General features: G+C 45.0%; 18 protein-coding genes and 2 pseudogenes. 14 read left to right on the forward strand and 6 right to left on the reverse strand.

The window, feature by feature from the left end; all coding sequences use genetic code 11:
- Positions 1-21 precede the first annotated feature (21 nt).
- Both QMK20_RS08660 and QMK20_RS08665 read left to right on the forward strand, forming a co-directional pair.
- Positions 22-2004, forward strand: a complete 1983-nt coding sequence (locus QMK20_RS08660) for an AraC family transcriptional regulator (protein ID WP_283655394.1) — start codon at positions 22-24, stop codon at positions 2002-2004.
- A 473-nt stretch (positions 2005-2477) separates the two neighbouring features.
- Positions 2478-4172 (forward strand): methyl-accepting chemotaxis protein, encoded by a 1695-nt coding sequence (locus tag QMK20_RS08665; protein WP_283655395.1) that lies wholly within the window; start codon positions 2478-2480, stop codon positions 4170-4172.
- Positions 4173-4285: 113 nt separating this feature from the next.
- Here the strand turns inward: QMK20_RS08665 and QMK20_RS08670 are convergent, their stop codons facing one another.
- The 3 genes from QMK20_RS08670 to QMK20_RS08680 all read right to left on the reverse strand — a co-directional run bounded on the left by QMK20_RS08670 (position 4286) and on the right by QMK20_RS08680 (position 6429).
- A complete protein-coding gene (locus QMK20_RS08670) occupies positions 4286-4696 on the reverse strand; it encodes a DUF4183 domain-containing protein (RefSeq protein WP_283655396.1) in 411 nt (136 codons plus the stop codon).
- Positions 4697-4783: 87 nt separating this feature from the next.
- Positions 4784-5596, reverse strand: a complete 813-nt coding sequence (locus QMK20_RS08675) for a DNA alkylation repair protein (protein ID WP_283656236.1) — start codon at positions 5594-5596, stop codon at positions 4784-4786.
- A gap of 158 nt (positions 5597-5754) precedes the next feature.
- Entirely contained in the window at positions 5755-6429 is a 675-nt protein-coding gene (locus QMK20_RS08680) for a Crp/Fnr family transcriptional regulator (protein ID WP_283655397.1), read from the reverse strand.
- A gap of 198 nt (positions 6430-6627) precedes the next feature.
- Here QMK20_RS08680 and QMK20_RS08685 point away from each other — a divergent pair, with 198 nt between their 5' ends.
- The gene (locus QMK20_RS08685; protein WP_283655398.1) at positions 6628-7710 is read left to right on the forward strand and encodes an ankyrin repeat domain-containing protein; all 1083 of its coding nucleotides are present in this window, start codon (positions 6628-6630) and stop codon (positions 7708-7710) included.
- A 100-nt stretch (positions 7711-7810) separates the two neighbouring features.
- Here the strand turns inward: QMK20_RS08685 and QMK20_RS08690 are convergent, their stop codons facing one another.
- On the reverse strand, positions 7811-8704 hold the full coding sequence (locus QMK20_RS08690) for a LysR family transcriptional regulator (protein ID WP_283655399.1): 894 nt from the start codon (positions 8702-8704) through the stop codon (positions 7811-7813).
- A 126-nt stretch (positions 8705-8830) separates the two neighbouring features.
- On the opposite strand from QMK20_RS08690, the gene QMK20_RS08695 reads away from it, so the two are divergent.
- The 4 genes from QMK20_RS08695 to QMK20_RS08710 all read left to right on the forward strand — a co-directional run bounded on the left by QMK20_RS08695 (position 8831) and on the right by QMK20_RS08710 (position 13471).
- The gene (locus QMK20_RS08695; RefSeq protein WP_283655400.1) at positions 8831-9502 is read left to right on the forward strand and encodes an O-methyltransferase; all 672 of its coding nucleotides are present in this window, start codon (positions 8831-8833) and stop codon (positions 9500-9502) included.
- 312 nt (positions 9503-9814) lie between these two features.
- Positions 9815-10561 carry a DeoR/GlpR family DNA-binding transcription regulator gene (locus QMK20_RS08700; protein ID WP_283655401.1) on the forward strand — a complete coding sequence of 249 codons (747 nt, stop codon included), beginning with the start codon at positions 9815-9817 and terminating at the stop codon, positions 10559-10561.
- A 2-nt stretch (positions 10562-10563) separates the two neighbouring features.
- On the forward strand, positions 10564-11475 hold the full coding sequence (pfkB, locus tag QMK20_RS08705) for a 1-phosphofructokinase (protein WP_283655402.1): 912 nt from the start codon (positions 10564-10566) through the stop codon (positions 11473-11475).
- Positions 11476-11542: 67 nt separating this feature from the next.
- On the forward strand, positions 11543-13471 hold the full coding sequence (locus QMK20_RS08710) for a PTS fructose transporter subunit IIABC (protein WP_283655403.1): 1929 nt from the start codon (positions 11543-11545) through the stop codon (positions 13469-13471).
- A gap of 184 nt (positions 13472-13655) precedes the next feature.
- Here the strand turns inward: QMK20_RS08710 and QMK20_RS08715 are convergent, their stop codons facing one another.
- Positions 13656-14540: a LysR family transcriptional regulator gene (locus QMK20_RS08715; RefSeq protein WP_283655404.1), complete on the reverse strand. Its 885-nt coding sequence runs from the start codon at positions 14538-14540 to the stop codon at positions 13656-13658.
- Positions 14541-14651: 111 nt separating this feature from the next.
- Between QMK20_RS08715 and QMK20_RS08720 the strand changes: the two are divergent.
- A pseudogene (locus tag QMK20_RS08720) lies at positions 14652-15037 on the forward strand (tautomerase family protein).
- Positions 15038-15105: 68 nt separating this feature from the next.
- Positions 15106-15441 carry a carboxymuconolactone decarboxylase family protein gene (locus tag QMK20_RS08725; RefSeq protein ID WP_283655405.1) on the forward strand — a complete coding sequence of 112 codons (336 nt, stop codon included), beginning with the start codon at positions 15106-15108 and terminating at the stop codon, positions 15439-15441.
- Positions 15442-15547: 106 nt separating this feature from the next.
- Here the strand turns inward: QMK20_RS08725 and QMK20_RS08730 are convergent, their stop codons facing one another.
- The gene (locus QMK20_RS08730; protein WP_283655406.1) at positions 15548-16168 is read right to left on the reverse strand and encodes a GntR family transcriptional regulator; all 621 of its coding nucleotides are present in this window, start codon (positions 16166-16168) and stop codon (positions 15548-15550) included.
- 22 nt (positions 16169-16190) lie between these two features.
- Between QMK20_RS08730 and QMK20_RS08735 the strand changes: the two are divergent.
- The 5 genes and pseudogenes from QMK20_RS08735 to QMK20_RS08755 all read left to right on the forward strand — a co-directional run.
- Positions 16191-17242 (forward strand): annotated as a pseudogene (locus QMK20_RS08735) (GntT/GntP/DsdX family permease); the annotation flags it as partial.
- Positions 17243-17466: 224 nt separating this feature from the next.
- Positions 17467-18324, forward strand: a complete 858-nt coding sequence (gene licT / locus QMK20_RS08740) for a BglG family transcription antiterminator LicT (RefSeq protein ID WP_283655407.1) — start codon at positions 17467-17469, stop codon at positions 18322-18324.
- Between the two features lie 183 nt (positions 18325-18507).
- Positions 18508-20367: a beta-glucoside-specific PTS transporter subunit IIABC gene (locus QMK20_RS08745; RefSeq protein WP_283655408.1), complete on the forward strand. Its 1860-nt coding sequence runs from the start codon at positions 18508-18510 to the stop codon at positions 20365-20367.
- Between the two features lie 76 nt (positions 20368-20443).
- A complete protein-coding gene (locus QMK20_RS08750) occupies positions 20444-21853 on the forward strand; it encodes a glycoside hydrolase family 1 protein (protein WP_283655409.1) in 1410 nt (469 codons plus the stop codon).
- 144 nt (positions 21854-21997) lie between these two features.
- The gene (locus QMK20_RS08755) at positions 21998-22900 is read left to right on the forward strand and encodes a LysR family transcriptional regulator (protein ID WP_283655410.1); all 903 of its coding nucleotides are present in this window, start codon (positions 21998-22000) and stop codon (positions 22898-22900) included.
- Positions 22901-22998 lie beyond the last annotated feature (98 nt).

Here is a 22998-nt window from a genome sequence, read left to right on the forward strand (position 1 = left end):
ATCGGGGGCTGGACAAAAGCAATGCAATTAAATGATCACATCTTGCTCTGGAATCATGTTTTTATACAAGTGATGGATGTTCGTCATAAGAAAATGGGTAAAGGGGAGGAGTTGCGAACCTATAGACTTCCGGCCAGTGCGTTCTTGTATACTCTGCGCGGAAGTGCGCGAGTGCGGCTGGACGACAGCATTCATAGGGTGGGGCGTTTCCATGTGCTGCATGGGGGAAAAGGGATGTGCCTAAGTATCATTACGGAAGATGTGCTTGAATATTACATCATTCTGTACAAGGCAACGTTGGCCCTGCCCGGTCGCAAGGAGATTGCACAATTGTTGGAAAAGGAGAATCCTTTTCAGAATCAGTATGCTTTCGCACCTCATTATCCGCTGCCTTTGTATGATAAAGTGAAGCTGTTGGAGCAAGAATGGCGCGAGGCTTCCGAACTTGGTAAACTGCATGTCAAAGCTTTATTTCATCAATTTGTATATGAGCTGTTGCAGCAGTTGTATCGACAAGGCATTGAACCCCTTAAGCCCGACCTGGTAGCGCAGGCTGTAGCTTATATTCGTGAGCATTCTAGCCGATCTTTGACACTTGAGTCCATTGCAGAGGAACTGGAGTGCAGCGCTGGGCATCTATCGAGGCTGTTCAAGAATAAAATGCACACCAGTCCGATTCATTACTTGGGTCAGGTACGGACAGATCGAGCAGTTCAGCTTTTAATGCAGACGGATGCCACTTTACAGGAAATTGCGGAGAGTGTGGGGTATTCGGATGCTCATTCATTAAGCCGCAGCTTCAAGAAATATAAGGGATTATCTCCCGTACGATTCAAAAAAGAGCGGCAGCATCATTTCGGGAAGCAAGATCAGGATATGCACCAAACGATGCTAAAATATGCCCTTCAGCAGACACCTTTCACACGTTATACTGATATTGATTATCAATATCGGTATAACGCGGAGGGAGATTTATTTATGCACGGAAGAGTCAAAATAACGGCTATGATGATTATGCTGTGTTTATCATTGATGCTGGGAGCTTGTTCCGCTCCTACAAATACAAATGGAAGCTCGCAAATAGAGGCTAATCCTACAACGACATCATCCAATGAGGATGGACAAGCAACGGTACAAGCAAAAACAAGAATAGTATCGACACTAAAAGGGGATGTAGAAGTACCTGCAAACCCGAAACGAGTTGCATCTGATCAGTATATGGGTCATCTTTTGAAACTGGGGATTATTCCGATAGGAGTCAGAAGCTTTATGCTGAATGAGGCTTGGATTGATAAATCGGGATATCCAAAAGAGAAGTTGGCCGGAATTAAGGATCTTGGCGAATTCCCTATGAATTTGGAGAAGCTGACGGTTCTGCAACCGGATTTAATTATAGGTTCGATAGAAAAAAATATCGACAGCTACCAAAAGGTTGGAACAACCGTGTTCCTGCCATATTGGGAGGGCGAATCTACAGCGGGGCCGCTGGATAAATTCCGCAGAATCAGTGAAATCTTTGGCAAGCAGAAAGAAGCGGAGCAGTGGATCACTGAATATGAGAAGAAAGTCGCAGAGGCCAGAAAGAAAATTGACGGTATCGTTAAAGATGGTGAGACGGTTTCCATCGTGCAAGTCGCGAATAAATCAGTATATGTTTTAGCGGCGAAAGGCGGCAACTACGGAAGTCCAACCATTTATCAGATGCTAAAGCTGCCACCTACGAAGAAAGCTTTAAACATGAAAGAAGGATTCGAAAGTATTTCGCTTGAGGTTTTGCCTGAGTATACAGGGGATCATATCTTTGTATATGGTTCTGAAGATGAAGGGGCCAGTCAAGTTCTAAATAGTGAGCTGTGGAAAGGCCTTCCGGCTGTAAAAAAAGGACAGGTTTATATGTATGGCTCATTCAGCGAAAAGGGCGATGAGTTTGTCATGGAAGATCCTTATTCGCTGGAGCTTCAACTCGACACTATCGTGAATATCCTATTAGCCCACAAAAAATAAAGTTTTATATAACTTTAAAAAATCGTCCCTTGGCCTGATTCGTGCAGAACGTGTAACATACATTTCCGATAAATCATTTGGTTCATAGAGAAATAAACCGCTAAATATGAGGGGAAACCCTGTGCTTGGCGGTTTTTTTATGGTTATTTTATGATAAGTCAGCTCAGTCGCATATAGTAGTTGTCACTATAACGTTGTTGACAGCGGTTGAGGAGGCGCTAGAGTTGAATTTGATCACCTCAATGACTACCGTTGTGCCGACAATCAAGCTAGTATTTATGATTCACCACAATTCAATGCTTTTGGGATTGTTGTATGGATGAAGCAATAAAAAACAGTGAGTTTCCTCACATAAAACGACATATTCCGACACCGGAATGCCATATTCTAGCAAGTGTTGATAGGCTATAATCGTAGCAGTGACAACAGATTGTCACTAAAATTTATTAGAGTCAGGATCGGTGGTTCAAATAATGAAGCTGGCAACAAAATTAACTTGGATGATGCTCGTCATGTTTTTTCTCGTAGGATCCTCCATTGGATACTTCGGATATCGTACCGCTTACCATCAAGTGGATGAAGCTGCAGGGATCGAGCTGGTGGGCTGCGCCAATATTACGACTGGCCTTATAGATCCTAAGGATATATCAGCTCTGGTCAGTGGAGATAATAGCAAACTTGCTGCCGTTGAAGACCGGATAGGCTGGATCGTGGCACATAAGCCTATTTTTAAAGAGGCTTTCATTCTCTCTCTGGATGGAAAAATTCTCGCCGCCGATGCCAACTTCAAGCAAAGAGGCTATCAAGCTGGCGATTCCTTCTACTTCACGGACGAAGACAAGGAAATGATAACTACTATGAAGCATTCCGCATACTCCAAGGTTTATACATATGAAGGAACCTCGCTCAAAACCGGATATGGACCCATTTATCAGGACCATGATCCCACCAAGCCCATTGTTGCACTGATGGCTATCAATTTTGACGGCTCATTAATTCAGGAACGGATGTTGGATATTATTGTTCAGCCCTTCATTATTGGCGGCTCCATCTTCATCGTGGCTATCCTTGTCGCTTACCTGTTGATTCGCCGTATGGTAAGTCCGCTTACCAAGCTGTCAACCTCTGTGAACACTATTACAAAGGGCGACCTTACCCATGAACCGCTTCTCTTCAAAAGCAAGGATGAAATCGGGAATCTGGCCCGCGACTTCAACGATATGACAATGAACCTGCGCAACCTGATTACTCAGGTCAATGACACCTCCATGCTGGTCGCTTCTTCCTCCCAGGAGCTGTCTGCCAGCGCCCAGGCAACGAACCGTGCCGGAGAGCACGGTGTGAATGTTACGATTGAGCTGGCCGATGGGGCGCATACCCAACTGCAAAACCTGGAAGGAAGCTATAAAGCCGTTCAGGATATGTCACGCTTCATCAGCGATATTGCCGGCAATGCGGTCATCGCGATGAACAAAGCCGCCGATAATGTTCAGAAAGCGCGTCTTGGCCGGGAATCGATGCATTCCACCACCTCCCAAATGGGAGTTGTGAGCGAAAGCATCGGCGATCTCTCAAGCATTATTGATACGCTTAGCAGTCATTCCAAGGAGATTGAGAACATCGTCGGCACCATCGCCAGTATCGCCGAGGAGACCAACTTGCTGTCGCTGAATGCGGCGATAGAAGCTGCGCGCGCCGGAGAAGATGGTCGGGGTTTTGCCGTTGTCGCTGGCGCCGTCCGCAAGCTGGCCGAACGTTCGGCCATATCCGCCAGACAAATCAGCGAGCTGGTCAGTCTGATTATCCCCCAAATCCACAAGGCGGGAGAAACTATGAAGCGTTCCACGGACGAAATGCTGCAGGGCAAGGAGCTGATCATATCGGCCGGACGCTCCTTCTCTGAGATCGAAGTCTCCGTATCCGATATGTCTGCCCAAAGCGAGCAAATATCAGCCACAGTCCGGGAGCTGGTGCTGATCTGCGAAGGGCTCGTTGAAGCCATTCAGAATATCGTTACGGTCTCTAATCATACAGCTGAAGGGGCGGAGTCCCTGTCCGCCTCTTCGGAGCAACAGCTTGCCGCCATGCAAGAAGTGGAATCCTCCGCAGCGCTCCTCTCCTCACTGGCCGAGAAGCTGCAGGTTTTGGTGGAGAACTTCAAGATTTAGGTTTCGTGCAGAACGTGTATACATTTCCGATAAATTATTTGGTTCATAGAGAAATAAACCGCTAAATACGAGGGGAAACCCTGTGTTTGGCGGTTTTTTTATGATGAGTCAGCTCAGTCACTTATGATAGTCGTCACTGTGACGTTGTTGACAGAGGTTGAGGAGGCGCTAGTGTTGAAATTGATCACCTTAATGACTACCGTTACGCCAACAATCAAGCCTGTATTTATGATTAGATTAGCAGTGGAAAGCGTTGTTAACCCGCCTCGCTGCAACGTCCCATTTATAAATACATTATAGTATCCGCTACTGGTGGGAACGATAAGTCCGTTTGCCGCGACTGAAGTACCACTATCATTTGTAAAACTTTGTGCCGGTATGGTGGTCACTCCTCCTAAAATGTTTCCAAGCACCACAGTAGCTGTGTAACGATTGACGATTGGAGTGATATTAATATTCGTTGTGACAGCTATGCTTCCAGAAACGATGCTGTCTGCTTTCAGATAGATTCGGATAATAGACATAGAATTTCTCCATTCCTAATATTCCAGATATATCTCATAGTTTATGTGTATCATCTGGATATGGATTGGATGGGGAAGAGTCTCTAATTACTGCTTTTTTATCAAGCTTCTTGTGGCTCGAGTGACTATTCGCTTCGTTTCTTTTGTATCCGAAGTCTTCAGCCACGCATCACAAACTTGAAGCACCCATTCCGGCTTGGTTTTACTGGCATCATTCAGCCAATTGCCTACCGAGTCCTGAACATATTTGATCGAGTCGGATTTAACAGCTTCCAAAAGTGGAAGTGCCAGCTCTGGGTGTTCTTTCAGTTCAGGAATGTGCTTGGCCCAGACACCTTGTGGCCGGGTCAATTCGATGGCAAAACGACGTATATTAGCATCCTGATTCCGTACCCAATCGTTTAAAAGCACGAGCGATTCCAGCAGTTGCATGGCTACGGGCCCTCTTACAGCCATCCAGGCAATTTCACGCACTCCGAAATGGGGGTCCGCTGCAAAGGAGCGAATGCCTGCCAATTGTTGCTCAATACTTAAACGGGGGTCAATCCCGACGATATAGGCAGCCCAACAGCGAATGCTGTCTGAAGGATGGGAGGCCATGACATTAAAGAATCGAGTACGTTCTTGATGTGTTTGTTGCTCGAACAAGTTCAGCCATGCTTGGGCAATCGCAGGGATTATTTTCATGATCTTATTTTCCTTCAGATGATCCAATTCGGACAGGAAGCTATCGGATGATCGCTGCAATCCAAACTCATCAAGTGCATTTTGTAGCAGTAAAGCATGGTCGACAGCTAGCCATTCGGTAAGATTCACCGTCTGAAGCTGTCCTTGCTGTAGCAGGTGAAGCACATCATCAGGAATGTCTGTTCCCTTGCGAGCCCCTTTTCGTTGTAATATCGAATCTGGAATTAGGAATTGTTTTTTAGGATTCATATATTGCCCCCATCAGTGCAAATAGAGTTAAATTTTGATTGGCCATTTCATTCGCTCCATATCGTATATTTTCTGGTAGGTATACGATACTTCTTTTCTCTGGACTATAGATGTAATGTAGCTTACAACTCCAGCAGCTTTTCGCGATGGATATAAATCGTCTTAAAGCCGGTTTTAATGACCTTTTCTTTTACAAGTTCCTGTAAAGCAGCAGTTACAGCTTCTCGGGTTGCTCCGACTAAATGAGCGATTTCTTGATGGGATAGCGGGAAATTGATTTTATAATACTCATCTTGAGTTTGGAGGGCGAACTGATCGGACAGTTTTATAAGAACATACAAAATTTTATCCTGTAAATTCCCTAAAGCCAGATATTGGGCCAACCGGCTCATGCCCGAGATTCGATCGCTTAACACTTTGATCATGTTCATCATGAATCGGGGATGTTGGATTAAAAAATGCTCAAAACGGTCTTTGTCCATCCGGCAGATATCGCATTCTTCGATGGTTTCTATGTACATATCCCGTGTCCCTAGTGAAATCATATCCATTTCGCCAAATACATTTCCTTCGCTGAGGATATCCAAAGTAAATTGCTTACCGTCCGCATTCAGCTTGTACAGACGGACCTTTCCCTTTTTCACAAAATAAAGTCCCTCGGAAAAGGTATCCGGGGTTTGAATAAATGTATTTTTCGGTAGGGTCGTAATGGAAGTCATTTGATCCATTTCAACTAAATCTTCTAATGAGAGACTATCAAGCAGATTAAATTGGGATAGGTATTGAATACTATTCATGTGTTCTCCTTATGGTTGCTTGTGACGTACAGAATCATAATACAATTATAGCTTCTCTAAGGAACTTTGGTCTCCTATTGCTCACTTTTTTATAAAGGAGAAGGTAATGAGCGCTTGGGAATCAGGCGGTTTTATGTTAAAGAGGGGATGGTATAAAATAGAGATATAAATACGAGATACATAGGAAAGGGAATGACTATGATCAAATTAAAAGATATCGGTAACTTTGACATTCTTCCTGAGATCGCAATGCATATCGTTGAAGGGAATATACCTGCTTTACGCCAAGCGCTAACCGAAGACTGGGATATTGAACAAGGCATCGTACTCAGCAAATATACAACATTAAGTCCCTTGGACATTACGCTCATTTACGGGCAGTTGGATGTGTTGAAGCTGCTGGTGGAGCAGGGAGTTCAACTCAATGTGAAAGACAATCCTGCATTCCTGACGGCTGTTCGCTATGGTAGAGATGAGATCGTCCGCTATGTAGTTGCCCATGGTGCCAAGCTGGACGGGAAGAATCAAGTAAAATCCGGGGCCTATGAACAAGCCTACTACGGTAATAAAAAGAATATCCCGCTTATTCATGAGCTTGGGCTGGATATAAAGCAACATGGTGGAGCAACGCTGCGCAACGCGGTTAGTAAGCATGACTTAAAAACGGTAGCTTTCCTTTTGGAGCATGGTGTAGATATTAATTTCAATGCCCCTAATATGGTATATCCTTATCAAGCCACGCCTTTAACCGTAGCGACCAGAGATAATAATTTTGCGATGGTGAAGTATCTGATCGAGCAAGGCGCTGATGTGACGTTGGCAGAAAAAGATGGAGAACGGGCGTATACAATTGCCATATCTAATAAAAACACGGAGATGGCAGAGTATTTAAAGTCTGTGGAGCCTCCAGAGTTTCATAACCTGGAAAATAAACGACATGCCTTAAAAAGCTACAAGCTCCCTAAGGACCTTGTGACCTTCCTAACGAGTGACCAGCTTCGTGTGGATATACCTGAAAATGATTATGCTATTGGATTTGTTGAATTTTTCTCATTGGTAGATACCGTTGAGATGAAGGTGGGGCGACAAAAGCTGCTGCGTGTTTCTTTAAAAGTAGACAACTACTCGGATATTCTGTTGGTGTGGAATCCGAAGCAAAAGTGTCTAGGTTATTACGACGAGGAGCATCAGGAATATGCGGATGTGTGCAGCTTTGCCGAATTTTTGGCACAGCCCGCAATCTTTCTGGAGAAGATTCTCGAAGGAGAGCTTTTAGATTAGGCGAAAAAAGCAAAAGAGCCATAGCTGCGGGTACCACCGTACTTATGGCTCTTTGCTGTGTTCAGCACGATAAGGGCTTTTTACAGATGCATAAACCGATTTATGAATAAGAATGGTTGCGGATGAGCTGAATAAGATTCATGCTGGCCGCAGATAGAGGTTCGTTTTTGCGGATACAGATGGCGATTGAATTTTGGAGCTGGATGTCTTCTACGTATACCCGACATAGCTCGCCGCGTTCTACATATTCGCGCACGACCAATGAAGACACAAAGTTCGCACCGTATCCGGCAATGACTGCGGTAATCGCTTCATGCAACCCCGTGAAGTTCAGGGTGATTCGGGGAGCTGGAGCATTGTAGGTTCGACATAAGGAAAATAATCGCTCCCGTGTCGAGCTTCCCTTTTCACGCATGACAAAGGGCTCATGCATCATCTCCAATAAAGTGACCTGCTGATTAGCATAGCGGTGGTCCGGTGCGACGACAAACCATAGCTCATCACGAAATAATTCTTCTGTCTGAATCGTATCCGGGTGTTGCTCCGGCAGTCCCCCATAGACGGCAAAATCCACTTCTATATTTAATAGCTGCTTTAATGCATCATTAGAATTGGTTGTGTTAATCGTCATTTCGACTTGCTCATATTGTTGCTTGAACTTCGCAATCCAGGTTGGAATTAGAAAATGAGCCGGTAAATATGTAGCAGCCAGCCGGATATGCCCGTGGGTTCCATCACGATAATCTTGTGAAAATTGTTCGATTTGCTGTTCAACGGCAAAGAGCCGTTTGGCGAGTAAAGCAAGCTTTTCACCGGCATCGGTCAAGGCAATTCCTCTTCCCAGCGGCATGAACAGTGTGAGGGATATTTCTTTTTCAAATTTTTTGATTTGAGCCGTAATAGCGGGTTGGCTGATATTTAACAGTTCAGAGGCTCGTGTCACACTCCCGGTGGAGGCGACCACATGGAATAAACGTAACGCATGCAGGTTCATTGCAGAACTCTCCTTTTCGACCATTCATACATTTAGATTATAAATAGCGCAAAAACATATATTATTTTTATAATAATAATTCATTTACAATCAAAATGTAAGTTAATCCAAAGGAGAGTGGAGCAAATGAATCAAGCGAACACGTGGGATCAAGTTGATCAGTATATTTCAGAGCGTCTTATTCAGCATGATGCTGTCTTGGAAAAAGTATTGGCTACGAACCAAAAAGCAGGATTACCTCCGCATGATGTAACACCCAATCAGGGCAAACTGTTAAATATCTTTGCTCAAATGCAAGGCGCACGACGTGTGCTGGAGATTGGTACTTTGGGGGGATACAGTACAATCTGGCTGGGAAGGGCATTGCCGACGGATGGAAAAATAGTTACGCTGGAAGCAAATCCGCTTCATGCTGAAACAGCCCGGTCCAATATAGCGTTGGCCCAGTTGGATGGGATGGTTGAACTTCGAGAGGGAGAGGCTTTGAAGCAATTAGCACAGATGGAGAAAGAACGCGTAGCCCCCTTTGATCTAATCTTTATTGATGCAGATAAACCGAATAATCCATTGTATCTAGCTTGGGCACTCCGTTTTTCGCATCCTGGCACGGTGATTATTGGCGATAACGTCATTCGTGAAGGAGAAGTCATTCAAGCCTTCAGCACAGACCCTCGTATACAGGGGGTAAGAAAATTTTATGATTTGCTGGCTGAAGAATCGAGGATTACAGCTACAGCCATTCAGACGGTAGGGAGCAAAGGCTATGATGGTTTCGTCATCGGAATCGTAAATGGTTAAATGGCCGAAATCTGCTAAGCACAGAGGGGACCAACCCGAGTGTTTAGCTTTTTTGTTGTGGTAAAATAATACTGATTAGAACGTCAGAACGTTTTTGAACGTTTACTGCTGAATTCCTATGTAAGAAGAATGAATTTACATAAAAATGGATGGCATTTCCTTTCAATGTAAACGCAACCATGGAGATGGGGCTGGGAATTCACCATTTTGTAAAAAAGTGAAGTTAAGATGAAGCCTTTTGAATCTTTTTGAAGAAAAATGATTGTTTTTTGTGAGGTTTATGGTACGATATGAACAGTTGGGGGAATGAAGATGCTGACGGAAGAAAGATACACGTTAATAATACAGCGCTTACAAGAGCGTGGTGTTGTAAAGTTGCAGGAATTGGTCGATCTGTTGGGCGCTTCTGAATCAACGATTCGGCGTGATTTAATCGATCTTGAAGCCCGTCAGTTGCTAAAGCGGATTCATGGTGGGGCTTCCTTGCTGAATCAGAAAAGTCAGGAACCTGGCATGGAAGAAAAAGCATTCAAAAACGTTCAACAGAAAAACGCAGTCGCCCGTATGGCCGCCAAAGAAATTTTGGATGGCGAATGTATTTATCTGGATGCGGGAACAACAACGATGGCGATGATTCCTTACATTGAAGCTAAAGACGTGACGGTCGTGACCAATGGCCTATCCCACGTAGAAGCACTGGTAAGCAAACGAATCAGAAGCTATCTACTGGGAGGGATGATGAAAATTCATACCAAGGCCGTAATCGGGAGTATTGCCCTGCAGAATATGGACAATTTTCGGTTCGACAAGTGCTTTTTAGGAACGAACGGGGTAGATGTGGAAATGGGGTATACAACTCCTGATCCCGAAGAGGCGCTGATTAAACGGCGTGCCCATCAGCTATCAGGCAAAACGTATGTGTTGGCCGATTCCAGCAAGATTGGTGAAGTTACCTTTGCCAAGCTGTTCGAACTGAAGGAAGCTATCCTTATTACAGAATCGGTGCCTGAACGCTCACGCCGATCCATTGCTCAGAAAACTAAGATAATTGAGGGATAACGATGATATATACAGTAACGCTGAACCCTTCCATTGATTATATCGTGGAAGTTGACGACTTGAAGTTAGGTGATTTGAACCGGATGAAACGTGATTTGAAACTGCCGGGCGGCAAGGGGATTAATGTATCGCGCGTGTTAAATCAGTTGGGAGCAGACAGCACGGCGATTGGTTTTCTCGGAGGATTCACAGGCAGGTTTATCAACGATACATTGCGGGAAGAATCCATTAAAACTAATTTTGTAATCATCGAGGATGATACACGGATCAACATTAAGCTCAAGCATGGCGATGAGACGGAAATCAACGGCTTGGGACCTGCTATACATGAGCAAGAGGCAGATGCGCTGGTGCAAAAGCTGTCGAGTCTCCAGAAAAATGACATTGTCGTCTTGTCTGGAAGCATCCCGCCGTCACTAGGGGGAGACTTCTATGATCGGTTGATTAGCGTATGCCAGCAGACCGGGGCTGAATTCGTCATCGACACCACAGGTGAAGCGCTGATGAAGGCACTGGTTCATAAGCCGCTGCTCGTCAAGCCGAATCACCATGAGTTGGCTGAGTTGTTTGGCGTTACTATCAACTCCAAGGAGGGGATTGTCACTTACGGCCGTAAGCTACTGGAGGCAGGTGCTAAGAATGTACTGATTTCCATGGCAGGAGAAGGCGCTTTGCTCATTACGGCAAATGAAGTGTACCACGCTAATGTACCGGCAGGAACGGTCAAAAATTCTGTAGGCGCAGGTGATTCCATGATTGCTGGATTTGTGGGTACGCTGGCCCTTCATGGCGACCCGATCGAAGCATTCCGTGCGGGTGTGGCATCCGGAAGCGCAACTGCGTTCTCCGATGATCTGGCTACAAGAGAGAAAATTGAACAATTACGGCCGCAAGTCACGATTTCGAATTGGTAGTCCCGCTACATCATGAGCTTATTAGGCGTGTGTCGACACGCTGATCGAACTTAGGAGAGTGTGAAAAATGAGAATAACAGACCTGATGATTAAAGAAACGATGATCATGGACTTGCAGGCAACGACAAAAGACGGGGCGATTGAGGAACTTATCGCCAGTCTCGAAGCCAGCGGACGCATTAATGACCGGGCATTGTTCAAAGAAATGATTTACAAACGCGAAGCAGAATCCAGCACCGGAATCGGCGGCGGCATTGCAATGCCGCATGCCAAAACCAAGGCTGTGAATGAAGCGACTGTCGTTTTCGCGAAAAGCAGTAAAGGCGTAGATTTCGAATCGTTGGATGGGGAGCCAGCGAACGTATTTTTCATGATTGCAGCTCCAGAAGGAGCAGCGAATACGCATCTTCGCACACTGGCGGCACTTTCCCGGTTATTAATTGATACTGATTTCATCGGTAAACTTATGAATACGCAAACACCGGATGAAGTATCCGAGCTGTTTGATACCAAGCAGGCCGAAGTAGAAACAGCCAAGCAAGCAAAAGAGGCGAAGAAAGAAGCTGCCAAGGCACAGCAAACGCCAGACGTTATCGTTGGCAACCCGGATTCTGACGAGTTTGTGGTTGCGGTTACAGCTTGCCCTACGGGTATTGCACACACGTTTATGGCTGAAGACGCTCTCATTAAGAAAGCGAAAGAGATGGGTGTAAATATCCGGGTAGAAACGAACGGCTCGGAAGGTGCGCAAAACGTACTAACCCCGGATGAAATTCGTCGTGCCAAAGGTGTAATCGTCGCAGCCGACAAGAAGGTCGAAATGGCCCGCTTTGACGGCAAGCCTGTATTGCAAAGACCGGTAAGTGACGGTATCCGTAAATCCGAAGAACTGATCCGCAAAGCGCTGAACGGCGATGCTCCAATTTACCGAAGCGAAGGTAGGGGGAACGCGGAGGAGACGAGAGCAGAAAAAGCCAGCGTCGGCAGTAAAATATACAAGGATTTAATGAACGGTATCTCTCATATGCTGCCATTCGTTGTAGGCGGCGGGATTTTGCTGGCGATTTCCTTCCTGTTCGAGCAGGTAGCGGGAGCAGATAATCCGATCTTCAAGCTGCTACAAACGATTGGCGGTGGAACGGGTGCGTTTCACTTCCTGATTCCTGTTCTTGCCGGATTCATCGCGATGAGTATCGGAGACCGTCCGGCACTGATGCCAGGTATGGTTGGTGGTCTGATGGCTGTAAACTCCAATGCCGGTTTCCTTGGCGGTCTGGCAGCAGGTTTCCTGGCTGGTTATGTGGTTATCTTCCTGCGTAAAGCTTTTGCAGGTCTGCCGAAAGCACTGGATGGTTTAAAACCAATCCTGTTATACCCGGTATTTGGACTCCTAATTACAGGCGCGATTATGTTCTACCTGTTCGATCCGATTTTCGGTGGTATTAATACGTGGCTTGTCAATGTTCTGAACAATTTGGGTACAGGTAATGCAGTGATTCTGGGACTGATTCTGGGTGGTATGATGTCGATTGACATGGGTGGACCTTTCAACAAAGCGGCTTATGCATTTTCAATCGGTGTCTTTACTTCCAGTGGTAACACGAACGGGGCTATGATGGCTGCTGTTATGGCGGGTGGTATGGTACCTCCGCTGGCGATCGCATTGGCTTCGACGTTCTTCAAAAATAAATTTACTGAGCAAGAGCGCAAGTCTGGTTTGACAAATTATGTACTCGGTTTGTCCTTTATTACGGAAGGAGCAATCCCATTCGCAGCTGCTGACCCTCTGCGCGTCTTAACCTCTTGTATTGTAGGTTCAGCGATTGCTGGTGGTCTGACGCAGTTTTGGAAAATCAATCTTCCAGCTCCACATGGCGGAATTTTTGTAGCAGCTCTTGCCAATCATGCTTTGCTGTTCTTGCTTGCAGTGGCGATTGGCTCCGTGATTTCCGCGCTCATTCTGGGACTGTGGAAAAAACCGCTCGAAGCGAAATAACGTATTATAAATGAGTGGAAGTTCGCTCCAATTTTTATAAAGCAAAGCCGTTAAACACAGATTCAGTGTGTTTAGCGGCTTTTTTGATATGAGGAACATATCTTTATAGATCATCTATACAGGAGGAGCTGCTTCAGCTGCAATTAGCCTGTTACCTGGGCTAGTCCTTTTCCATGTATTCAGGTCAGGGGCTTTGCGCAGACAGTTGTTCCTTAACCAGTTGCATAAGCAGTTTTTGCGCCGAAGGCATGTATTGCTGGTGCTGGCTGCTGTGTAATAGTCCGACGGGAATAGACGGATCTGCCAACTGTAGAGGAATCGTGATGAGTTCATCTGGCAAAGGTAATGACGATAGAACCACCCCCACCGAAGAGATCGTTTTTACAAATGAGGGTATAGACGAAATTTGGCTTACGGTATAAAAAAACGGCATCGGCGGAAAGCGGGAAAGCTCTTTTTCCAGTCGGATATGGTACAGGCAGTTCTTCCCTCCAACGATCAGCGGGTATTCATACAAGTCTTCTAGATGAAGCTCGCTTTTGGCTGCAAAGGGATGATCACGGGATACGATAAAAGCAATCTGTTCGTGATACACAGGTTCAAAGTGCAGGGAAGGAATCGAGTATGGTTCCCCGCAAATTGCAAAATCAAGTGTGTTCTCCATCAGAGCATTCGAGAGTGCATCTGTGTTTCCTACTGTAAAATGGCACGTCATATTCGGCTTATGCTCCCGAAACTGACGCAGAACCTCAGGCAGCACGGTAGCCGCCACGGTTTCGATCACACCAATGTGGAGGGTGCCTATTTCCTCCTTTTTCAGAGACTTGGCCTGATCCAATACATAATTCCAATGCTGAATAAGTCCATCTACCTCTTCCGCATAATAATTGCCCGCAGCGGTTAATTCCGCATCCCATCCTCTTTTAAAAAGCTGAAATCCCAGCTCCTTCTCCAGTCTCTGAACTTGGCTGGTTACTGTAGACTGTGCGTAGTTTAATTTGGCGGCAGCCTTTGAGAAGGTTCCTTCTTCGATAATGGTACGAAACGTGGTTAGCTCTTTCAGATCCATGAACACTCATCTCCATCGATAAAAATGAATATATTTATGATTATTTTCAATTATATAGATAAAAATAGATAGAGTACAATTAATTTATCCCAACGGACAGGAGAGATAAACATGCCATTTGTACGAGTAGGATACATGGAGGATCAATACACAGAGAAGGGGCTGCCTGGGATTAGCCGCAGTATCATGAACGCTTTGATCGAACATTTTCAGGTGCCGGCAAAGGATTATTTTCAGGTTTTTCATGCTCATAAGCAGAGCGAGTTTTATTACAGTCCGGATTATTTACAGGTACCGAGAACAGACAAGCTGCTCTATATCCAAATTACGCTCGGATCAGGCAGAAGTACGGAACAAAAAAGAGCTTCTACCAAAGGGTAGCCGAACTCTTATCCACCGAATGCAAGATCAGGCCGGAGGATGTATTTGTAACACTGGTGGAAACGGAATTAGAGGATTGGTCCTTTGGCAACGGACTTGCCCAGATGATTTTATAGCTGGAAACTGCACATCTGCATACGATCTGCATAACTGCACATCAGGAACGAAGGGAAGTGTTGAATAAATGAAGCATAAATTAATCACATCGAGTGTACGGGAAAAGGTTGGGGATTTTGCGCCCGCTTTTGTGAACTATACGGAAAATGTTCTTTTTGGGGATGTATGGAGAAGAAGTGAGCTATCTCTCAGAGAACGGAGTCTCATAACCGTTTCCGCATTGGTAGCGGGTGAGCATGGGGGGCAGCTTCCCTATCATCTGAATTTGGCCAAGGATAACGGATTATCGGAAGAAGAACTGGTCGAGGTCATCACTCAGCTTGCCTTTTATGTAGGATGGCCCCGAGCAGCCTCAGCGATTCAAATCGCCAAAGACGTATTTCGGGGAGGAAAAGAGGGTTAGGCGTTCGATCATCCACGAATTTTATACCCTAAAAGACCGCTAAGCACAAGGACTCAAGTGTTTAGCGGTCTTTTAGGCATGGCATTGAAATGGAGAATAGAAAAGCCTATCTGATCAGATGCAGACAAAAATCCAGATCGGCCTGGAGATGCTTCTTCATCAGCCGTTCTGCCGTGTCACCATCATGCGCCCGAATCGCTTCGCAAATGTGCTGATGCTCGTCAATCAGAAAGGGGCGATGATAGTAAACGACCGTATGACGGAATAAATAAATGACGGATTGCATCCGGTCAAATAAACCAATCATCATCGAATTATTGCTGGCGCTCATAATGATTTCGTGAAACTCTTTATTCGCTTGCATCACCTCATCCAGCGAGCCGGAGCGCCCAATTTCCACACATTGCTCCAAAGCCAGCAGCTCTGTCTCGGACAGATAGGCTGCTGCACTTCGCGCAGCATGTCCTTCAAGCAGCATACGCAGCTCAAAGGTATTACGCAGGTCGGTTTCAGAGAGCTTGACTACACGCTTATTGACGATAAGCCCCTCCTGCTCCAGTTTGCGGATGGATTCACGGATAGGTGTCCGGCTCACACCGAGCTGCGTAGCAAGCTTTTCCTCGACCAGCTTGGTTCCCTGAGGAATCGTTCCGTTCAGGATCATATCACGTAGCGTTTCATAGGATTGCTGGTGCGCCGTTCGGGAGTTATTGCTGCTGTACTGCATGGTCATTCACCTCTACGTCTACTTTAGCGAAAAGACGGAGGTTAAACCTATGATGGTTGTCGCTGTTATCTGCGGCATCCCTGTGTTCATACAGGTGGGTATCGTGCTGTTGTTCCCGCTCGTATTCGTGATTGCCAAGCATACGGGAACCTCACTGATCAAAATCGGGATTTCCCTTGTAGCTGGATTGGCAGTCGTGCACAGTCTGATTCCACCACATCCGGCGGCGATGCTGGCTGTAGGTATTTTTAACGCCAATATTGGTAAAACGATCTTCCTTGCGCTCATCGTAGCGTTGCCATCCGCAGCCATTGCGGGTCCGATCTACGGAAGCTGGATCGCCAAGCGTATCAAAGTGGAGACCTCTAGTGAGTTGATGGAGCAATTTACGGAAACGAGAGAAAGAGAGCTGCCAGGCTTCGGTATTACACTTTTCACCATTATGCTGCCTGTTATTCTGATGCTCATGGCGACGATTGTTGATCTGATTTTGCCAGAAGCCAACGGCTTTAGACAGGTCTTGATTTTATCGGCAGTCCGATCATTGCGTTGCTGCTTGCCTTGTTGTTCTCGCTCTACTCTTTTGGTTATGCACGCAATTTCGACAGCAAGCAGCTATTGAAATTTACGAACGATTGTCTCGGCCCGGTCGCTTCTATCATCCTGCTGATCGGTGGTGGCGGCGGTTTCAACAAGATTTTGACCGCCAGTGGTGTGGGTGATGCGATTGCAGGTTTTGCCCAGCATGCACATTTATCACCGCTTGTGCTTGCCTTTGTCATTGCGGGTCTGATCCGTGCAGCCGTCGGTTCGGCTACGGTAGCCATGATGACTGCGGCTGGTATTGTCGCTCCAATCGCGGTCACCATGCCGGGGGTAAGCCCGGAACTGCTGGTACTGGCTACCGGAGCAGGCTCGATCATTTTGTCCCATGTCTATGACTCCGGCTTCTGGATTGTCAAAGAATACATGAACCTGTCCGTACCGCAAACCCTGAAAACGTGGACGGTCATGGAAACCATTCTCGGATTTAGTGCTTTTGCCATCGTAATGCTGCTCAGTATCTTTATCTGACTTATATCATAATCTATATTTACCAAACGACTTTTAATCATGATTGTATTGTTATTCTGGTTTGAAAGCGTTATAGTAAAAGTAATTGAATGAAGGGGCAAGTAACCTTCGGGATTGTTACTGGTTAGCAGGCGATACCCAAATAATGACTAATTATTTAGTCGTTATTTGGTTTTTTTTGTTATTACAAACTTTGTCATTACATCAATGAGGTGAGTAGATATATGATCATCCGGCAAATATTTAACAACAATGTTATTCGGGCCGAAAATCAGGTTGGTCATGAATTTGTTGTCATAGGGAATGGTCTGGGCTTTAAAAAGAAAAATGGTCAGAGGGTCGATGAGGAAAAAATAGAAAAAACTTTTGTATTAAAGTCCGATAAAATTCCGCAAAAATTAATTGATCTCATTGGAGAAACATCTGTGGAATATTTAAAGGTAGCGGATGAAATTGTAGGGAACGCAAAAAAGGAAATGGGAGATATTTTTAGTGATAACATTTATATCTCTTTGATTGATCATATTCAATTTGCTATCTCTCGGTACAGGAAATCCGTGGGACTAAAAAATTCACTTTTGTGGCAAATTAAAAAATTTTACAAAAAAGAATTTATGATTGGTATGAATGCGCTGGATATGATCCACGCTCAATTTGGTATTCACATGGACGAGCATGAAGCAAGCTTTATTGCCATGCATTTTGTCAATGCAAGGCAAGACGGTCAGGGAATGAAGCAAACGGTTGAGATTACGGAGGTCATTGATGACATTTTCAACATTGTAACCGATTACTATCAGCTGGCATTGGATGAAACTTCATTCAACTATTCCCGGTTTATTACCCATTTACAATACTTTGCTCAAAGAATGCTGAGTAACGAACAAGAGCAACGAGCTTCAGGCGACAACTTCTTGTATGAGCAGGTCAAAGATAAATACACTAAGGCTTTTCAATGTACCCATTTGATTAATCAATACCTGGAAAGCAAGCATGAAAGCGCTATGTCGATTGATGAAAAGGTATACTTGACGATTCATATACAGCGTGTGACTTCCAGAAACGATATTGCTGGTTCCTAGAAAAAAAGCTTGCAAACGATTTCTGAGTGATTTATAGTAGGCTCACAACTTAAATATAAGGATTGTTACTGGTTAAGCAGGCGATACCTAAATGAATGGCAGTGATCATTTTCTTTGATTACACAGGCCTTTCGTTTAGGTATTTTTTTGTTTTCAGACAATCTGCCCAGAAGGAGAATGAACATGGACCATAAGAAAATGGGCGATGACATCGTACGCCTCGTTGGAGGAGAAGAAAATATTAACGGGCTTGTCCATTGTGCTACACGTCTCAGATTTGACCTGAAAGATTCAAGAAAAGCCGAAAGAGAATCGCTAGAGAAGCATGAGGGCATCATTACTGTTGTCGAAAGCGGAGGGCAGTTTCAAGTGGTTATCGGGAGCCACGTTGCCTATGTATATACGGAGATCATGAAAAATAGGGATTTTGGATCGGACTCTCCTGCGGCTGGTGAATCAAGCGGAAAGAAGACATCGATCATATCTACAATCTTTGAAGTCATTTCCGGCAGTTTCTCCCCGCTGATTCCGGCGATGGCGGGCTCGGGGATGATAAAAGCACTCCTGACGGTTTTGACCTTGCTGGGGTGGATGTCTGCAACAAGTGATACCTATATGATCCTGTCCGCTGCGGGGAATGCTGTGTTTTACTTCTTACCGATTTTGCTTGGGATCACGCTTGGTATAAAGCTGAAGGCGAATCCTTATGTAGCAGGTGTCATCGGTGCGGCCCTCATGGAACCCAACTTTACGGGGCTGATGGACAAAGGCTCTGATGTATCGTTTTTGGGAATACCGGTGGTCATGATGAACTACTCGGCCAGTGTTTTCCCGGTTTTCATATCCATCAGCATATATGCGTTGGTGGACAAGTTTTTGAAGAAGATCATTCTTAAGGATCTACAGCTTTTTTTAGTTCCGATGCTGGCTTTAATGATTATGGTTCCGCTATCTGCGATCGCATTCGGACCTTTCGGTACAGGGGTAGGAGATTGGATTTCTTCAGGTGTGACATGGTTAATCGGTGTAAGTGGCATTTTGTCAGGGATTGTTCTTGGCGGTTTTATGACCTTTATGGTCGTCTTCGGACTTCACTGGGGGTTTACACCCATCACGATTCAAAATATCGGTGTTGGTGGTGATCCGATTGAGGCGATGGCTGCAGCAGCAGTATTTGCTCAAATTGGTGTCGCATTTGGTATTTTCCTGAAGGCGAAAAAAGATAAAACACTTAGAACTCTTGCGGGTTCCACGAGTATTACAGGATTGCTGGCTGGTGTGACAGAGCCGATTGTGTATGGTCTGGTGCTTCGTTTTAAACGTGTCATTCCCATTGTCATTATCGCTGGGGCTATAGGCGGAGCCATCAATGGACATTTTGGGGTGAAAATGACAGCTTATGTTTTTCATAATATTTTTGCTATTCCAGTATATACGCCAACCTTAATCTACATTATCGCCATTGCATGTTCATTTATAGCTGCAACGCTAATGGTTCTTATTTTTGGGTATGAAAGCAAGGTTAAGGGGGAGGCCCCGGAAATGGATGAATCCGTGAAAACAGAAGAACCCGTGGCCGTCGACATCAAGAAAGAAACGATATACAGCCCGATCACAGGCAAGACTATACCACTGAGCCAAGTGAATGATTCTGCATTTTCTACAGAGGCCATGGGAAAAGGGTTAGCCATTGAACCGTCTGTCGGTGAGGTCGTAGCGCCGATAGATGGAGTTGTAACCTCGCTGTTCCCCACAGGACACGCGATAGGCTTGACTTCAAATGCGGGTACAGAGATATTGATTCATATCGGAATTAACACAGTTGCTCTGAAAGGGAAGCATTTTAATCCAGTGGTTAAAGAGGGGGACAGTGTGAAACAGGGCGATTTGTTAATCCAATTTGACAGGGAACAGATTATAGAAGCAGGATACGATATTGTGACCCCTGTCATCGTTACACTTACTAAAAATAAAGTGGACGTATTCGAGACAAATCAGGAGCAGGTTCAGAAAAACGAAGTATTGTTAACTTTGGTTGTGTGATACAGGAAAGCGTCATCATCACATACATGGATTGCGAACATCAGAAGGATATAACTATAACTGGAGGGACTATATCATGAAACATGACCAATTGAAGGCATTTCCCGAAGATTTTTTCTGGGGAGGTTCAACTTCCGCTTATCAAGTAGAGGGTGCATGGGACGAAGATGGAAAAGGACCCTCTGTCATTGACATGGCTAATCACGTCGAAGGGGTCACTGATTTTAAGGTAACCAGTGATCATTACCATATGTTCAAAGAAGACGTAGCTTTGATGGCTGAAATGGGCTTTAAAGCGTATCGTTTCTCTATTGCCTGGACACGTATTTATCCACAGGGCGTAGGTGAAGTTAATCAGAAGGGAATCGCGTTTTACAGCTCATTAATTGACGAACTCATTAAATATGGTATTGAACCGATTGTTACTATGTATCATTTTGATCTGCCTTATGCTCTTGAAAAACAAGGCGGATGGTCGAAGAGGGAGACGATTGACGCTTTCGAGCAGTATGCCAAAACATTGTATGAGAACTTTGGAGACAGGGTGAAATATTGGTTAACCATCAATGAGCAAAATATGCTGATTCTCCATCCCGGCTCCATCGGAACTTTAGATACAAGCCTGGAAAATCCGCAAAAGGTACTTTACCAACAAAATCATCATATGTTAGTAGCGCAGGCGAAAGCGATGGTGTTGTGCCATGAGATGCTGCCTGACGCGAAAATCGGACCAGCGCCGAATATTGGGGTCATTTATCCAGCGAGTTCCAAGCCGGAAGATACGCTGGCGGCTGACAACTATGCAGCCATTCGCAACTGGCTCTATCTGGATATGGCGGTATTTGGTCGATACAATCACATTGCCTGGAGCTATTTGGTCGAAAAAGGATATGAGCCTGTCATTGAAGAGGGCGATATGGACATATTAGCGAAGGGAAATCCAGACTTTATCGCCTTTAATTATTACACCTCTCAAACCGTAGGAGAAAGCTTGGATGACGGAAATGATTTTTCACATACAGGAGATCAGCATGAGATTGTGGGTGAGCCAGGAGCATACAGAGGCTCGGTGAATCCTAATCTGCAAACGACGGAGTTTGGCTGGGAGATTGACCCGGTCGGTTTTAGATCCACGCTGCGTCAAATTTATTCCCGCTACCATTTGCCTCTCATCGTGACGGAGAATGGTTTGGGCGCTTTTGACAAGCTTGAAGAAGGCGATGTAGTGAATGATCCTTATCGGATTGACTTTTTCAAAAAACATATTGATCAGATTCAACTGGCAATTACAGATGGCGTAGAAGTATTCGGCTTCTGTCCATGGTCTGCGATTGATCTTGTTAGTACCCATCAGGGCTCCAGTAAGCGTTACGGGTTTATCTATGTTGATCGTGAAGAGTTTGATCTCAAAGATTTGCGCCGTATTCGTAAACAAAGCTTCTATTGGTACCAAAAACTGATCGCTACCAATGGTGAAGTCCGTTAATTAAAGCAACAGTGCAAGAGCACCTCCCTGAAATGGATGTTACCATTTTGAGGAGGTGCTATTTTGGGTTTAGGGGTTTCTTAAACAGCAGTGTTATCATGTGTTATATAATAGAAGAAACACAAACGGAAAGGACATCATGCATTGACCTTACAACAATTAAAATATGTCATCGAGGTTGCCAATCGCGGCTCCATGAATGAGGCGGCAAAGCGGTTGTTTATTTCCCAGCCCAGTCTGTCGAACGCCATTCGGGATCTGGAGGAAGAGATTCATATCACGATTTTTGATCGTACCAATAAAGGTATTTCTTTGTCCAAGGAGGGTGTGGAGTTTCTCGGTTATGCGCGTCAGGTCGTCGAACAGGCGGAGCTGCTGGAAAGTCGCTATCTGGATGCCAAGCCTTCACCGCAGCATTTTTCCGTATCCACGCAGCATTATGCTTTTGCCGTAAATGCATTTGTGAATCTGGTGAATCAATATGGACAGGATGAGTATGAGCTGGCTTTGCGGGAGACGAAAACCCATGAAATCATACAGGATGTCAAAAGCTTGCGCAGCGAAATCGGAATTTTATATCTGAACGAATTTAACGCCAAGGTCATTAACAAGCTGCTAAAAGATGCGAACCTGCAATTTAACAGCCTGTTTATCGCCAAGCCGCATATTTTTATCAGCACCAATAATCCGTTATCCCGACAGTCCATTGTGACCATTGATCAGCTTCATCCTTATCCGTATCTGTCCTTTGAACAAGGGGAGTACAATTCCTTTCACTTCTCCGAGGAAATTCTTAGCACGTTGTCGCATCCCAAAAGCATTCGTGTCAATGACCGGGCGACCCTTTTCAATCTGCTGATTGGCCTGAACGGGTATACCATTTCTACCGGGGTGATCAGTGCGGATTTGAACGGTAACGAGATTATTTCCGTACCTTTGGAATGTGAGGAGTCTATTAATGTGGGCTGGATTTGTCATAAAAATGCTTCGCTCTCCAAGCTAGCCTCCGTCTATGTAGAAGCGCTGCATGAGGCGATAGGCGAGTAAAAGGTTTGGTATAGCTTTAGGCTATAACTAGCTATAGTTTATTGGAGTTACATTATAACTGAAAATGTGTGTTATCTTTCTTACAAGAACTTCACTAC

The sequence above is a fragment of the Paenibacillus sp. RC334 genome, from assembly GCF_030034735.1.
In the GTDB taxonomy this organism is placed as follows: domain Bacteria; phylum Bacillota; class Bacilli; order Paenibacillales; family Paenibacillaceae; genus Paenibacillus; species Paenibacillus terrae_A.